This is a genomic window from Haloarchaeobius pelagicus, assembly GCF_051207375.1.
Taxonomy (GTDB): domain Archaea; phylum Halobacteriota; class Halobacteria; order Halobacteriales; family Natrialbaceae; genus Haloarchaeobius.
In genome coordinates this window covers 639,931-653,162 of record NZ_JBPJZD010000002.1, presented here as the reverse complement: position 1 = coordinate 653,162, position 13,232 = coordinate 639,931, and the positions used below count along the sequence as shown (strand labels likewise).

Below are 13,232 nucleotides of genomic sequence, written 5' to 3'. Positions count from 1 at the left end.
ATCCGTAATCATCGGTTTTCAACGCGTCGTCCCCGGACACCACCTGTTGCCGAAGCCGTACGTGAGTCCTCCCAATGAAAGAATCTGGATGTCAACATACGTGCAGTCGTTTTCGCCGCCGGGAACGGGGTCGAGTTCGAACCTGTCGCGGCCGTTCGCGGCACCATCGTAGTCGGTGCCGCTCGGGTACTGCGCTTCGAGCACGTACACCGCGGGGTCGTCGGGCCAGTCCATCTCGACCATCCGTGTCCCCATCACACCATCAGAGGTGGGAGGAAACCGGAACTCGCGGTCGAGGACCGTCTCACCGTCGCGGGTGAGTTTGAGGACGACTCGACGCGGCTCCTCCAAGCGGTTCGAGAGTAGCAGTCTGGATATCTGCGTCGCTTCGGACGCTTCGGACGCTCCCGAGAGACACCCAGAGAGCGCTAGCGCTCCTCCACACGCGGCGAGGACCGAGCGACGGCTCCGGTTCATCAGATTGTGTCCACCACTATCGGGAACTCAGAGGCGTAGTACGTTTATATGTGTGGTGGATTTATGACATTTGGTGGGTTGTGGGTTGCTCTGTTATTCTGAACTTCTCTTCCGTATCCGTCGGCACTCTTGTATGTGTTTTGATATATGGGTTAAAATAGCCGAAATTGCTGGAACTCGAGTTTCCGAACGAAGTCGGGGATGGTGTCAGTCGTGGTGGAAGGTCTCGGTCACGCCGTGGCCTCCGCGTCGGTCGCGTCGCCCTCACTGCCGGCCGAATCGCGTCGCTCCTCGCGGAGCAACACCACGAGCACGACGAGCAGGATGCTCTCGATGACCTTGCTGGCGAGCAGTTCCCACTGCGAGAAGAGGTGCTCGACGAGCGTCGAGAGGACCGACCCGTGGGCGTGGCCGGTGTCCTGCCACGCGGGGGCGATTTCCAGTTGCCCGGGCTGTGGGTGCCCGCCGAACAGCAGCCAGCCGACCAGGTAACAGGCCATGAGGCCGATGCCGAGGCTGTAGACGTAGTCACGGCGCATGCCGGCGGCCGCCAGCCCGATGCCCACGGGGACCGCGATGGCGGAGAGGACGAACAGGACCATCCGGGGGTCGGTGAAGGGCCGCCCGGCGTTGATGTAGGTGTACAGCGCCCGCCACCCCAGCCAGAGGTGGATGCCCGCGGTCGCGACCGCGAGCTGTGCGGCGACGAAGCGGAGGGCTGTCTCTACCTTCTCGTCCATACCCGTACTCTGGAAGCCGGCCCCAATAGCGCGTCGGTTCGGTTCTCGAACCCTACTGCAGCTCTATCTTGCGGACGAAGTCGAGGTTCCGTATCTCGTTGATGAGTTCGCCCGGTAACTCCTGGTCGGTGACGATGTGCAGCTTCGGCTCGTCGGTGAACTCGGGGTCCTCGCTGATGGTCTGGCGGATGGAGATGTCGTGTTCGGCCAGGAGGGCGGTGACGGTCGCGACGATACCCTGTTGCTCGGCGTCGGTCACCTCGACCGTCAAGACGGTGAGGTCGAGCACGGGCGCGAGGTCCATCAGACTGGGAACCTGCGAGATGTTCTGGAAGATGCGTCTGAGCTGTTCGTCCTCGAGGATGGCGTCCGTCGTCGAGTCCACAACCCGCCGGTCCACGCCAATCTCGCGGGCGATGCCCGTGTTTGGAATCTCGATACCCCCGGAGACGACCCGCCCGTCGTCGTTCACGGAGAAACCCCGTTCGAGCAACAGCCGGATGACGGCCTGCTGGCTCGGGGAGCCCTCGAACTTCTCCATGATCTCGTCGAACATTGCCCGAACAGAGACGCCCCGTGGCTTTATTCGTGTGGATACGCCTGGCGGGCCGGCAGGAGGGTGGACACGTCGTACTTCGCGTCTCCGCTTATGCCCTATCGAACCGAGGTCGAGATATCGATGACACCAGTCACTCGACGACGACTCCTCGCTGCAGCCAGTACGATGGTCGCGACGGGGCTCGCGGGCTGTGAGGGGAACGTGGAGTTCGGCGACAACAACTCGACCGCGACGACACAACCACCGCCACACACCATCACCGAGCCGGTGGGCGACGCGACGGTCCTCCCGAGTCTCGGCGTGCCGCTGCTCACCGATGCGTACACCATCACCGTGCGAGCGACCCAGACCCTCGACGGCCAGGAACTGGACGAACTCGTCATCACCTTCCCCGAGACGTTCTCGCTGTCGGGGAGTCTCACCTACGACGACGTGGCGGTCCGGGTCGGCGGCCCGGGGTCGCCGACGCGACAGGCGAACATCAACGATGTGCGGGTCGGCTCGGACGGAACCACCCTCACGCTCTCGCCGGGGTCGTCGGTCACGCTGACGGCGACCGACACCATCGTCGTCGAGTTCCGTGGCGTCTCGGCACCAGTGCGAACCGGCGAGTACCTCGTCGGGGTCGAAGTCAACGGCGCGGTCTCCGACTCGGGGGCGGTCACCATCGCGAGCGACTTCACGCCCCGTGAGAGCACGTTCGAGACCACCACCGAGGGCTGGACCGTGGTCGGCGACGTGCAGGATGGCTCGGTGTTCCCGGACCGGAAATCGGGCGACGGCGACACCGGGAGTTACCTGTCGGCGGAGGACGATACGACGGGCGACGTGTGGTACTGGGTCGCCCCGCGGTCGTTCCGTGGGTCGAAATCGCCGTACATCGGCGGGACGCTCTCGTTCTCGCTCCGGCAGTCGACCACCGAGGACCAGTTCGACGCGGCGGACGTGGTGCTGGCGTCGGACGAGCAGGTGCTGTACCACGACTTCGGCGACGAGACCGCACATCCGGGGACCGACTGGACCCGGTACGATGTTCCGCTGACGCCGGACGCATGGCTGCAGGAGACGGAGGCAGGTGGAGTGAGTGACGTGCCGGACGACGGCCGGCTGGACCGCAGCGAACCCGCGGACAGGGAGACGTTCGAATCGGTGCTCGGGTCGGTCGAGACGCTCCACATCCGCGGCGAGTACGTCGACGGCTCCGACGTGGGCGATATCGACAGCGTGGCACTCACGCCCGGGCCGGGCGACGAGGAACCGACGGAGACGGGTTCCTAGAGCTGTCCTTTCGTGCTGGGGGTGTCGCTCCGGCGCTCGTCGATGCGGGTCGCGTCGTCCAGCGAGCGCGCCAGCGCCTTGAACAGCGCCTCGACCTCGTGGTGGGCGTTGTCGCCCGAGACCTCACAGTGGAGCGTCAGCCCGGCGTTCATCGCCAGCGACATCGCGAAGTGCTCGGCCATGTGGCTCGTGAAATCGCCGATGTAGGGCTGGGAGAACTCCCCGTCGAACTCGAAGTACGGACGCCCAGAGATATCGACGACGACGCCCGCGACGGCCTCGTCCAGCGGGACCTTCCGGTCGGCGTAGCGGACGATACCGCGCTTGTCGTCGAGGGCCTCGGTGAACGCCTGGCCGAGGGTGATGGCCACGTCCTCGACCGTGTGGTGGTCGTCGATCTCCAGGTCGCCGTCGCACTCGACGGTGAGGTCGAACAGGCCGTGTTTGGCGAACGCGTCGAGCATGTGGTCGAAGAAGCCGACGCCGGTGTCGACCTCGCTCTCGCCGTCGCCATCGACGTCGAGGCTCACCTCGATGTCGGTCTCTCCGGTCTCGCGCGTGACCGCGGCGGCTCGGTCGGTCATACCACATCCGAACGCCCCCGTGTGCAAAGCGATTGCGCTCGCGGTGAGTCCTGTCAGGCGGGACTCGACGGTGGACCGCCCCGACAGTGACGGCGATTCTGAACTCTCAGGACTCTGATGATGTGGGTTGGTAACACGAAATGAGTTATCTGCTCAGAAAGGGTTCTAAAACGTCTAAAAGAATCTGAAGCGATGTAAAACATTCAGACACCCCGTGTAAAACGTCTCGAAATAGGGCAAAGGCTCGCCTCGTTATATGGGGTTCCCCATTGTAGCAAGGAGTGCCCACGAGGTGTTCCCGATGTCCCCCGCAACGCCACAACAACTCCCATCGATCCCAGGCTCGCTCGCAGAGCGACTCGACTCGGACAAGTTCCTGACCCCCCTGCGCACCGCCAGCTTCTGGCTGGCCGTCGCGCTCCCGTTCGCGCACCTGTCGCTTCTGGCGTCAGGTATCGAGTCGCCAGCGGAGACGCAGGCGTTCCTCGTCCTGCTGTCGCTGAACCTGTTCGCGCTCGTGGCCGGCCACGGCTACGGTGCCGAGTGAGCCCGACCTGCCGCTCCCACACCACCACACGCGACCCCTCCACCCACCAGCGCTTTCCCACACCAGCGCTTTCCCACACCACCACACTCCCACCCACTCGCGGTGTCCCTCCACACCGCTCGCTCCCTTCTCCCCCACCTACCGACTGTCCGCTCAGTAGACTCGGCAGTCGTGACCCTGGACAGGCCCGGTCGACCGCGAAAACAGACCGCGCTTACTCCGCGACGGCGGCCATCGCTTCTTCGAGCGTGAACCGGTCCTCGTAGAGTGCGCTGCCGACGACGACGGCGGCCGCACCCGCATCCCGGAGCGCCTTCACGTCGTCCAGCGTCGCGACACCGCCACTGGCGACGACGGGGATGTCGACCGCATCGGCGACCCGCCGGACGGGGTCGGTGTGGACGCCGTCGAGCTTCCCCTCGACGTCGACGTCCGTGAAGAGGATGGCACCTGCACCCAGTTCCTCGTAGCGCGTGGCGGCCTCGGCGGGGTCGAGGCCGGTGCTCTCGGTCCAGCCCGAGACGACGACCTCGCCGTCCTTGGCGTCGAGGCTCACCATCACACTGCCCGGGTAATCGGCCGTTATCTCGGCGACGATGTCGGGGTTCTCGACCGCGGCCGTCCCGAGGATGACGCGGTCGACGCCGCTTTCGAGCAGGCTCGTCGCGTCCTCGACCGTGCGGATACCGCCCCCGAGCTGGACGTCCACGTCGACCGCCTCGCGGATGGCCGTGACCGCGGCGGCGTTCTTGCGCTCGCCCTCGAACGCGCCGTCGAGGTCGACCAGATGGAGCGTGGTCGCGCCCTGGGCGACCCAGCCCTCGGCGGCCTCGACGGGGTCACCGTAGGTTTTCTCGGTGCCGCGCTCGCCCTGGACCAGCTGTACCACCTCACCGTCCTGCATATCGACGGCCGGAATCACCGCGAAATCGGGGAAGGGTGTCACAGGTGAGTGGGCGTGTCGTATGGGTGTAAAGACACCGATGACGGCCTTTTTACCGACGGTCGTCTTACGCCAGAACAGAATGGTCGAACCCCTCCTCGTCGTCGGACTTGCGGTGGCCGTGTTCGTCGGCTTCAACATCGGTGGCTCGTCCACCGGGGTCGCGTTCGGGCCAGCCGTCGGGAGTGGCACGGTGTCGAAACTGGCCGCCGCCGCGCTGATGACCTGTTTCGCCGTGCTCGGCGGCTGGACGGTCGGCCGCGAGGTCATCAAGACCATGGGTGGCCAGATCGTCCCCCAGAGCCGGTTCACCCTCGCGGCGAGCGTCGCCGTCCTCTTCTTCGTCGGCTTCGCGCTCCTCATCTCCAACCTGTTCGGCGTCCCCGCCTCCACCTCGATGACCGCGGTCGGGGCCATCGCCGGCCTCGGCGCGGCCAGCGGGACCCTGAACATGGACAAGATGGGCGAGATCGTCTCGTGGTGGATCGTCGCCCCTGTCACCGCGTTCTGGATCTGTGCGGTCATCGGGCGGTACTTCTACCCGTATCTCTCGGTGCGGTTCGACATCGAAGGCGAAGACGGCTCACGGAAACAGCGGATAAGCCAGCTCCTCGTCGTCGGTATCGGCTGTTACATGGCGTTCTCCGCGGGGGCGTCGAACGTCGCCAACGCGGTCGCCCCGCTGGTCGGCGCGGGCGAACTCGCCGTCGGGCCCGGTATCCTCCTCGCCGGCGGGGCCATCGGCGTGGGTGCGTTCACCATCGCCCGGCGCACGCTCGACACGGTCGGGAACGACCTCACCGACCTTCCGCTGCTCGCGGCGCTCATCGTCGAGGTCGTCAGTGCGAGCCTCATCACCTTCCTCTCCTCCATCGGTATCCCCGCCTCGCTGGCGGTGTCGGCGACGATGTCCATCGTCGGGCTCGGCTGGGGGCGGGCGACCCGGACCACGACCATCACGCAGGCCGCCGAACAGGCGGTCAAGGGCGAGGGGGCGGCGCAGGCCGACGGTGGCGACCACGAGCGGGTGACCAGCCCGAAGCAGACACAAAAGAAGAAGAAGAAGACGGTCGGTGGCGCGCTCCAGGCCGACAAACCCGGCGAGTCCGTCGCGCCAATCGGCGAGGAGAAACCCGACGAACTCGCCGCGAGCGACCTGTTCGACCCCGGAACGACCGGCCGCGTCATCGGACTGTGGATCGTCACGCCCAGCCTCTCGGCAGCCGCGTCGTACCTGCTGTTCTCGGTGTTCCCCATCTACGGTTGACCCCACTTCTCCCCACCCCGTGACACACCGGGATTCCCCGGACAGGACCGCGAACCCGGCGAGACGTTCCGTATTTTTCGTGACCCTCAAAACAGCAAGGTCTTAGGGGAAGCGGGTCGAATCGTCGGGTGATGCCCACGGTAGAATACCTCAATTACGAAGTGCTGGACGACAACGGCTGGGACATGGACGACGACGACCTCTTCGAGAAAGCAGCGGACGCCGGCCTCGGTGACGAGGACTACGGCTCCCTCGAAGTAAACCAGGGCGAGTACATCCTCGAGGCCGCAGAGGCCCAGGGCTACGACTGGCCCTTCTCGTGCCGTGCCGGTGCCTGCGCGAACTGCGCAGCTATCGTCACGGAGGGTGACATCGACATGGACATGCAGCAGATCCTCTCGGACGAGGAAGTCGAGGAGAAGAACGTCCGTCTGACCTGCATCGGCAGCCCGGCTGCCGACGAGGTCAGGATCGTGTACAACGCGAAGCACCTCGACTACCTGCAGAACCGCGTCATCTGAAACGGACTCTCACCTTCATCCGTTTTCGCACCCCCACAGCACTGCGTATCGGCACCTGAGCCGACCGTAACTGTTAGGTCCCTCCCCGGTGCCTCTTCTGCCAGTGGTAGACGTCGGCCCCCTCTCCGCGACGATTCCGGACCTGCTGCGCCTGCTGACGGTCCCCGTCTTCGCCTACCTGGCGTACACCGACATCCAGACGCGCCGCGTCGACAACCTGACGTGGGTCCCACTCACAGCTCTGGGCGTCGCGCTGCTCGCGCTGGACTACCAGGACGCGGTGGCAGCAGGGGGCCGCGAGTGGCGGCTGTTCGTCATCACGACGACCATCAGCGTCGGCTTCGTCGTCTCGATGGCGTACCTGTTCCACTTTTTAGGAGCCTTCGGCGGCGCGGACGCCCGGGCGCTGATGACGATGGCGGTGCTCTATCCTACGTGGCCGGCCATCACGGTCGCCGGGACGACGTTCCCCATCGCCGACCCCGCCCCGATGCGGGTGTTCTCCTTCACCATCCTCACCAACGCCGTGGTCTGGGGCATCGCCTACCCGGGGCTGCTCGCCCTGCGGAACACGGCGATGGGCCAGCAGGGACGGCGCATGTTCGTCGGGATTCCGGTCCGGTGGGACGCCATCCCGACCACCCACGGGAAGCTCCTGTCTGACTCTGACGCGGGCCTCGGCGAGCGCCTCAAGGGCCTGCTGTATCCCCGCCAGTCCGGGCTGGACCTCGACGCGGTCCGGATGTACCTGCGCTGGCGCGGGGCGACCCTCGACGAGATTCGGGCCGACCCCGACCGGTTCCGCGACCCCGAGAGCCTCCCGGACGAACCGCACGACCCGACCGACGGCGCGGTCCACCTCGGGCCCGAATCGACGGCCGAGAACGCGGACGTGGCGACCGACGGCGGGGTGGACGAGTCGGAGGACGCTGTGGCTGACGTGACGGAGGACTCGCCCGAAGAGGGGGAACTCGACGAAGAGATGGCGGACCCCTGGGGCGCGGCCGCCTTCCTCGACGACATCGAGGGTGACGCCTACGGGACCTCCCCCGACCGGCTCCGCGACGGGCTGGACCGGCTGGTCACCGAGGAGGAGCTGTGGGTCACGCCCGGCATCCCGTTCCTGGTACCGGTGTTCTTCGGCCTGCTCGTCGCGTTCGTCTACGGCGACATCCTCATCGGGGCGCTGCGGGCGCTCGGGCTGATCTAGGCTATAAAATTCTCGTACAGCGGATACAGCACGTTCCAGATAACCGTGATAGCGACGCCGACGACGATGATGGCCAGCCAGAAGGGTTCGGTCGAATCGGAGAGACCGGTCGGGAGCAAGGCGAGGGTTCCGCCGAACATGAGGACGCTCGCGACGAGGCTCGCCAGCGAGAGGGAGACGAGGACCGGGGCCTGCGAGAACTGCTCTGCGATGCTTGCCATTCGTGTTCTTCCGTGGTGTTGCCGGTGGCTTAGGCGTGTCGCTGCTATCGGTTGGTGAGTCGTGGCTCGTCTCGCGTTGGGTTGGTTGGGGTTTCGGTGTGGATGGTGTCGATGAGAACGAGCAGTTCACTCGCGCTGCTGTTTTCGGTCCGGGAAGCTGTGCTGTTGCTGGTAAGGACGAGCAGTTCACTCGCGCTGGTGGCACTGGAACCGCCACAGCACAGCCCCGCCCCGCACCACGCCCTCCCCAGCCGACTCCCTCCGTTCCGCGATGCTCCACTCCGGTCGTCCCTCGCACGATTCCGACTCGCGGCCTCGCTCACGGCTTCGCCGTTCGCATCGAGGCACTTCGTGCCTCGCACGGCACGCGAGTCAGCGCGCGCCTTATCCACACTCCACCGAGCATCCACCGCCGAAGACCCACTCTGGCGCGTGCAGACGGGCGGGCCTGTCCGCCCGTCGAACCGTGCGAGGTCCACGCGAGCCCGCGAGCGTGGGCTTGCGAGAGTTCGCTCTCGCACTGGACGAGGAGCGCAGGCGTAGCCGAGCACCGGAATCGGCTGGGGAGGGCGTGGTGCGGATTCCATTACCATCGTGCGAGTTCACTGCTCGTCGCCACAGCCACCAGCTGCCCTCGTCTCGGAACCCGACCACACTACCCGCAGCAAAAGACACATAGCGCGAACAACCGACGTCCAAGGTATGACAGCAGTCTCGCTCGATTTCGGTGCGGACGGGCTGGTTCCCGTGGTCGCCCAGGACACGGAGACCGGCGAGGTGGTGATGCTCGCGTACGCGAACGAGGAGGCGGTCGCGAAGACCCGCGAGACGGGGCGGGCGCACTACTACTCCCGGTCGCGCGACGAACTCTGGGAGAAGGGCGCGACCAGCGGGCACACCCAGGCCGTCGAGGAGGTGCGGGTGGACTGCGACGGCGACGCGCTCCTCTATCGCATCGACCAGACCGGCGGGGCCTGCCACACCGGGTATCGTTCGTGTTTCTACCGGACACTCGACGGCGAGGAGGTGGGAGAGCGTGTCTTCGACCCGGACGACGTCTATGAGTGAGGCGGCGGCCCGGCTTCGGGAGGCAGCCAGCCAGCGCGAGCAGGCCCGCCAGGCGGTCGAAGAGCAGGGCCGAGACGGCCTCGAACAGGTCGCCGAGGCGTACCACGAGGCGACGAAACTGCTCGACGACTACGTCGACACCGCGACGGGGTCGGGCGACTTCCAGGCCTACGTCGAGTTCCAGGAGCGCTTCGCCACCCTGGTCGAGGGCCTGGCCGAGGACGTGGCGCACCGGGATGCTTTCGAGACGGCGCTGGACCGGACCGACAAGCGACGACTGAGCGAGTCGGACTTCGAGGCGACCCGGCAGGCCCTCGAACCGGCGAAAGATGCGGTCGACCTGCTCGACGCCGAGCGGGAGGCCAAGGAATCGTACAGAGAAGCCGAGAAGGCCGCGAAGAAGCGGCTCTCGACGGTTCGTGACCGTATCGCGGAGTGCGAGCGCCTGCAGGAACTCGGCGACGCGGACCTCGACGCACCGGTCGAGGACCTCCGTGAGCCCGTCGAGGCGTACGACGAGGCCGTGGTCGAGGCGTTCCAGGACTACCGGCTCGACGCGAGCGCCCGCGAGGTACTCGACTTCGCAACGGACGCGGCGGAGTACCCGCTGGTCGACGTGCGCGAACCGCCCGTCGAGCTGGCCGACTACGTCGAAACCCACGAGGCCGGCACCGAGACCATCCCGCGACTGCTCGAACTCGCGGACTACTCGCGCTCGAAACTCGAGCACTACGTCGATGACCCGGTCGAGCTCACGAGGGCGGTGTCGACCCGCCAGACCTACCTCGACCGCCTCGACGGCTCGGCCCTGCAACTGGGCTGGCCGCCGGGGCCGGCCGAGCAGCTGCGTCGGCGCTGCGAGGAACGCATCTCGCTGGTCTCGCGGTTCGCCGACGAGGACGTGGTCGCGACGCTCCGGACGGTCCGGGAGCTGACGTGGCGTGACGACTACGAGCGGCTACGGACGGCCGCGGTGGCGCTGGCGGAACTGGACGACGAGGAACGGGACCGACTCGCGTCCGGGGCGGTCGCCGACGAACTGGAAGACCTGCGTGCAGAACGTGACGACCTGCGCGACGCGCTGGGCGTCGAGGAATAAAGCGGGTGCGGGAGTACGGGGGTGCGGGAGCGAGAGTGCAGGTTCGTTTTCAGGCGTCTGCCTTCGCGGCGACGAGTGCCTCGTGCATCGCTTCGACCAGCGAGACGGCGCGATCTTCGTCCTTCGCTTCGGCGTAGATACGCACGAGCGGTTCGGTTCCGGAGGGGCGCGCGAGCACCCAGGCGTCGCCGTAGTCGAGGCGGTAGCCGTCCTTGGTGTCGAGGTCGGCCTCGTCGTCTGCTTCGGCACGTTGCTCGGCGGCGGCGAGCATGGCGGCGCGCTCGGATTCGCTGTCGTACTCGACGTTCCGGCGGACGTTGTGGTAGCCGCTGTAGGGCGCGACGATCTCGCTGACGGGACGGTCCGCGACGAGTTCGAGGAAGCGTGCGCCGACGTACGCGCCGTCTCGGGTGAGCCGGTAGTCGGGGAAGAAGATGCCACCGTTGCCCTCGCCGGCGACCGGGACGTGTTCGCCCTTCGCCTGGAGTTCTTCGATACGGGTGATGATGTTGGTCGAGCCGATGGGCGTGAGTTCCAGCGTCGCGCCCGTCTCGTTGGCCACGTCGACGAGGCGCTGGGAGATGTTGACCGCCGAAACCGTGGTGTCCCCGGGGCCGAGTTCGGCGGCCGCGAGCGCCGCGAGGGTGGCGTCACCCTCGACGTATTCTCCATTTTCGTCGTAGAAGATGGCGCGGTCGGCGTCGCCGTCGTGGGCGATTCCCACGTCAGCACCGGTCGCGCGGACGAGGCGGCCGAGGTCTTCGAGGTTCTCCGGGACGGGCTCGGGGTCACGGCCGGGGAAGTGCCCGTCGGGCTGGGCGTTGACCGTGACGACCCGGCAGCCGAGGCGACGGAAGAACTCGGGCGAGGTGAGCGACCCCGCGCCGTGACCGGGGTCGAGCGCGACGGTCAGGTCGGCGTCGGCGATCTTCTCCGTGTCGACCGCGTCGAGCAACTGGTCGACGTAGCGGTCACAGGCGTCCTCGACCGTGGTCACGTGGCCGACCTCGTCCCACGACGCGGCCTCGAACTTCTCGGTCAGCAGGATGTCCTCGACGCGTTCGAGGTCCGAGACGGCGAGTTCGACCCCGTCGGTGCCGATGAGTTTCACGCCGTTGTACTCCGGCGGGTTGTGGCTCGCGGTTATCATCATCGCGGGCACGCCCTCGCTCTCGGCGTACACCTGTGCGCCGGGGGTCGGGACGACCCCGAGGCGGTCGACGTCGACGCCGACGCTGGTCAGCCCAGCGACGGCCGCGTCGGCGAGCATCTCTCCTGTCGCTCGTGTGTCGCGGGCGATGGCCACCCGGTCGGCGTTCCACGCCGTGCCGGCAGCCTTCGCCACGCGCAGGACGAAGTCGGGCGTCAACTCCTCGTTGGCGACGCCGCGCGTCCCGCTGGAACCGAATACCTTCATTCGAGCGATACTGCGGTGTCCGAGACAAAAGTGGTTCCGAACTGTCGCAGGCGAGGCGATGACGGGCACGGAAACTGGCGTTTCGAGTATGGGTCGTCCCGGGGACACGGTGGCCGCCCGTGATTCCGTCGTGCAGGCGAGCGGGGATACACTGCCGCCTGAGACCCGTCTCGCCACCCGGCGCACGCTTGGCTGGCAGTGAGCGATAGCGAGCGTGCCAGCCTGTAGACGTGCGAGGGATGACCGGAGTGGAGCATCGCGGAACGGAGGGAATCGGCTGGGGAGGGTGTGGTGCGGTGGCGGTCCGGGGCGGGTGCGGCCATCGCCACCAGAGCGAGTGAACTGCTCGTCGTCACGGGAACCACCACGTTCCCTCCTGGAAGTCACAACTCATCTCGATTCGTCACGACTCGATTCACCACCCACTGTCAGCACCAGACCGCATCGTTTTCGACCCCACCACACACATCTCCACGTATGAGCGCCGATAACGACATCAGCCTCGACGAGAAGCGGGTCTACTCCGGCGACAAGCGCGAGACGACCGTCTACGTCGCCTGCGGGATGGGCGTCGTGACGGTCGACGTGGTCGAAGAGCGCGTCGGCGGCTTCGAACTCGCGCATCGCTGCGAGGCCAGCGACGTGGCCGCGGGCGACGGGCTGGTCGCGGTCGCCACCACTGAAGACGTGCTGGTCGGTCCCGGCGCGTTCGAGGCGTCGGGCTTCGGTCCGGCGGTCGCGGTCGGGCTGTCCGAAGACGGTCTGCTCGCCGCGGGTGACGACGGCCGGGTCGCCCGATACGACGAGGAATCGGGCGACTGGCACGATCTCGGGACCTGCGCGGGAGACGTTCGCGCCATCGACGGCGACCTCGTGGCCGCCAGCGACGGCGTCTACCGAATCACGGAAGACCTGACTCACGCCGGGCTGGACGATGCCCGGGACGTGACCACGGAGGGTACCCCGAGAGCCGCCACGTCCTCGGGACTCTACTACCTCGGCAACGGCTGGATGGACGACCTCGAGGGCGAGTTCACCCTCGTCGCCAGCGACGGGGAGCGAAGCCACGCCATCGGCGACGGCGAACTCTACCAGCTGGCCGACGACGGCTGGACCTCCCATCCGCACCAGCCCGCTGGCGAGTTCGTCGACCTCGACTACGGCGACACGACCTACGCGGTCAGTTCGGATGGCAGGTTCTTCGCGGAGGCCGAGGACGGCTGGCGACACCAGTTGCTCGGGATGCCTGACGTGGCGGCGGTGGCGGTTCCCCGGTAGCCTCGAACTCTCTACCAAAGCTC

Annotated in this window: 15 protein-coding genes; 8 read left to right on the top strand and 7 right to left on the bottom strand. The window is 66.8% G+C overall.

Going from position 1 to position 13,232, the window contains the following annotated elements; all coding sequences use genetic code 11:
• Window positions 1-18: 18 nt before the first annotated feature.
• The 3 genes from ACSC1S_RS15850 to trpY all read right to left on the bottom strand — a co-directional run bounded on the left by ACSC1S_RS15850 (window position 19) and on the right by trpY (window position 1,773).
• Window positions 19-477 carry a hypothetical protein gene (locus ACSC1S_RS15850; RefSeq protein ID WP_435365137.1) on the bottom strand — a complete coding sequence of 153 codons (459 nt, stop codon included), beginning with the start codon at window positions 475-477 and terminating at the stop codon, window positions 19-21.
• 230 nt (window positions 478-707) lie between these two features.
• Window positions 708-1,217, bottom strand: a complete 510-nt coding sequence (locus ACSC1S_RS15845) for a hypothetical protein (protein WP_435365136.1) — start codon at window positions 1,215-1,217, stop codon at window positions 708-710.
• 52 nt (window positions 1,218-1,269) lie between these two features.
• Entirely contained in the window at window positions 1,270-1,773 is a 504-nt protein-coding gene (gene trpY, locus ACSC1S_RS15840; protein ID WP_261648912.1) for a TrpY family transcription regulator, read from the bottom strand.
• Between the two features lie 123 nt (window positions 1,774-1,896).
• On the opposite strand from trpY, the gene ACSC1S_RS15835 reads away from it, so the two are divergent.
• Window positions 1,897-3,054 (top strand): laminin B domain-containing protein, encoded by a 1,158-nt coding sequence (locus ACSC1S_RS15835; protein WP_435365135.1) that lies wholly within the window; start codon window positions 1,897-1,899, stop codon window positions 3,052-3,054.
• On the opposite strand, the gene hisB is transcribed toward ACSC1S_RS15835, so the two are convergent.
• Window positions 3,051-3,638: an imidazoleglycerol-phosphate dehydratase HisB gene (gene hisB / locus ACSC1S_RS15830; RefSeq protein WP_435365134.1), complete on the bottom strand. Its 588-nt coding sequence runs from the start codon at window positions 3,636-3,638 to the stop codon at window positions 3,051-3,053. The genes ACSC1S_RS15835 and hisB overlap by 4 nt on opposite strands.
• Before the next feature lie 301 nt (window positions 3,639-3,939).
• On the opposite strand from hisB, the gene ACSC1S_RS15825 reads away from it, so the two are divergent.
• Window positions 3,940-4,185, top strand: a complete 246-nt coding sequence (locus ACSC1S_RS15825) for a DUF8028 family protein (RefSeq protein ID WP_435319789.1) — start codon at window positions 3,940-3,942, stop codon at window positions 4,183-4,185.
• A gap of 214 nt (window positions 4,186-4,399) precedes the next feature.
• Here the strand turns inward: ACSC1S_RS15825 and hisA are convergent, their stop codons facing one another.
• Window positions 4,400-5,131 (bottom strand): 1-(5-phosphoribosyl)-5-[(5-phosphoribosylamino)methylideneamino]imidazole-4-carboxamide isomerase, encoded by a 732-nt coding sequence (hisA, locus tag ACSC1S_RS15820; RefSeq protein WP_435365133.1) that lies wholly within the window; start codon window positions 5,129-5,131, stop codon window positions 4,400-4,402.
• 79 nt (window positions 5,132-5,210) lie between these two features.
• Between hisA and ACSC1S_RS15815 the strand changes: the two genes are divergently transcribed.
• The 3 genes from ACSC1S_RS15815 (at window position 5,211) to ACSC1S_RS15805 (ending at window position 8,126) form a co-directional block, all read left to right on the top strand.
• Complete coding sequence (locus ACSC1S_RS15815; RefSeq protein WP_435365132.1) at window positions 5,211-6,395, top strand: inorganic phosphate transporter; 1,185 nt, start codon at window positions 5,211-5,213, stop codon at window positions 6,393-6,395.
• A 131-nt stretch (window positions 6,396-6,526) separates the two neighbouring features.
• A complete protein-coding gene (fer, locus tag ACSC1S_RS15810) occupies window positions 6,527-6,916 on the top strand; it encodes a ferredoxin Fer (RefSeq protein ID WP_435365131.1) in 390 nt (129 codons plus the stop codon).
• A gap of 103 nt (window positions 6,917-7,019) precedes the next feature.
• A complete protein-coding gene (locus tag ACSC1S_RS15805) occupies window positions 7,020-8,126 on the top strand; it encodes an A24 family peptidase C-terminal domain-containing protein (protein WP_435365130.1) in 1,107 nt (368 codons plus the stop codon).
• Here the strand turns inward: ACSC1S_RS15805 and ACSC1S_RS15800 are convergent.
• Entirely contained in the window at window positions 8,123-8,347 is a 225-nt protein-coding gene (locus tag ACSC1S_RS15800; RefSeq protein WP_435365129.1) for a hypothetical protein, read from the bottom strand. The two genes, ACSC1S_RS15805 and ACSC1S_RS15800, sit on opposite strands and share 4 nt — an antisense overlap.
• A gap of 702 nt (window positions 8,348-9,049) precedes the next feature.
• Here ACSC1S_RS15800 and hisI point away from each other — a divergent pair.
• Window positions 9,050-9,415: a phosphoribosyl-AMP cyclohydrolase gene (hisI, locus tag ACSC1S_RS15795; protein ID WP_435319784.1), complete on the top strand. Its 366-nt coding sequence runs from the start codon at window positions 9,050-9,052 to the stop codon at window positions 9,413-9,415.
• Window positions 9,408-10,514 (top strand): DUF7118 family protein, encoded by a 1,107-nt coding sequence (locus ACSC1S_RS15790; protein ID WP_435365128.1) that lies wholly within the window; start codon window positions 9,408-9,410, stop codon window positions 10,512-10,514. Before hisI ends, ACSC1S_RS15790 begins: the two co-directional genes overlap by 8 nt.
• A 49-nt stretch (window positions 10,515-10,563) precedes the next feature.
• Here ACSC1S_RS15790 and glmM read toward each other — a convergent pair whose 3' ends face one another.
• On the bottom strand, window positions 10,564-11,931 hold the full coding sequence (gene glmM, locus ACSC1S_RS15785) for a phosphoglucosamine mutase (protein ID WP_435365127.1): 1,368 nt from the start codon (window positions 11,929-11,931) through the stop codon (window positions 10,564-10,566).
• 477 nt (window positions 11,932-12,408) lie between these two features.
• Here glmM and ACSC1S_RS15780 point away from each other — a divergent pair, with 477 nt between their 5' ends.
• Complete coding sequence (locus ACSC1S_RS15780) at window positions 12,409-13,209, top strand: HVO_0234 family beta-propeller protein (RefSeq protein ID WP_435365126.1); 801 nt, start codon at window positions 12,409-12,411, stop codon at window positions 13,207-13,209.
• The last annotated feature ends 23 nt before the right edge of the window (window positions 13,210-13,232 follow it).

What these genes read in the sequence shown, in the direction of transcription:
- ACSC1S_RS15800 (WP_435365129.1), bottom strand. Translation starts at nt 8,347, where the DNA reads ATGGCAAGCATCGCAGAGCAGTTCTCGCAGGCCCCGGTCCTCGTCTCC.
- ACSC1S_RS15815 (WP_435365132.1), top strand. Translation starts at nt 5,211, where the DNA reads ATGGTCGAACCCCTCCTCGTCGTCGGACTTGCGGTGGCCGTGTTCGTC.
- hisB (WP_435365134.1), bottom strand. Translation starts at nt 3,638, where the DNA reads ATGACCGACCGAGCCGCCGCGGTCACGCGCGAGACCGGAGAGACCGAC.
- ACSC1S_RS15790 (WP_435365128.1), top strand. Translation starts at nt 9,408, where the DNA reads ATGAGTGAGGCGGCGGCCCGGCTTCGGGAGGCAGCCAGCCAGCGCGAG.
- ACSC1S_RS15845 (WP_435365136.1), bottom strand. Translation starts at nt 1,217, where the DNA reads ATGGACGAGAAGGTAGAGACAGCCCTCCGCTTCGTCGCCGCACAGCTC.
- fer (WP_435365131.1), top strand. Translation starts at nt 6,527, where the DNA reads ATGCCCACGGTAGAATACCTCAATTACGAAGTGCTGGACGACAACGGC.
- ACSC1S_RS15835 (WP_435365135.1), top strand. Translation starts at nt 1,897, where the DNA reads ATGACACCAGTCACTCGACGACGACTCCTCGCTGCAGCCAGTACGATG.
- ACSC1S_RS15825 (WP_435319789.1), top strand. Translation starts at nt 3,940, where the DNA reads ATGTCCCCCGCAACGCCACAACAACTCCCATCGATCCCAGGCTCGCTC.
- trpY (WP_261648912.1), bottom strand. Translation starts at nt 1,773, where the DNA reads ATGTTCGACGAGATCATGGAGAAGTTCGAGGGCTCCCCGAGCCAGCAG.
- hisI (WP_435319784.1), top strand. Translation starts at nt 9,050, where the DNA reads ATGACAGCAGTCTCGCTCGATTTCGGTGCGGACGGGCTGGTTCCCGTG.
- ACSC1S_RS15780 (WP_435365126.1), top strand. Translation starts at nt 12,409, where the DNA reads ATGAGCGCCGATAACGACATCAGCCTCGACGAGAAGCGGGTCTACTCC.
- glmM (WP_435365127.1), bottom strand. Translation starts at nt 11,931, where the DNA reads ATGAAGGTATTCGGTTCCAGCGGGACGCGCGGCGTCGCCAACGAGGAG.
- ACSC1S_RS15850 (WP_435365137.1), bottom strand. Translation starts at nt 477, where the DNA reads ATGAACCGGAGCCGTCGCTCGGTCCTCGCCGCGTGTGGAGGAGCGCTA.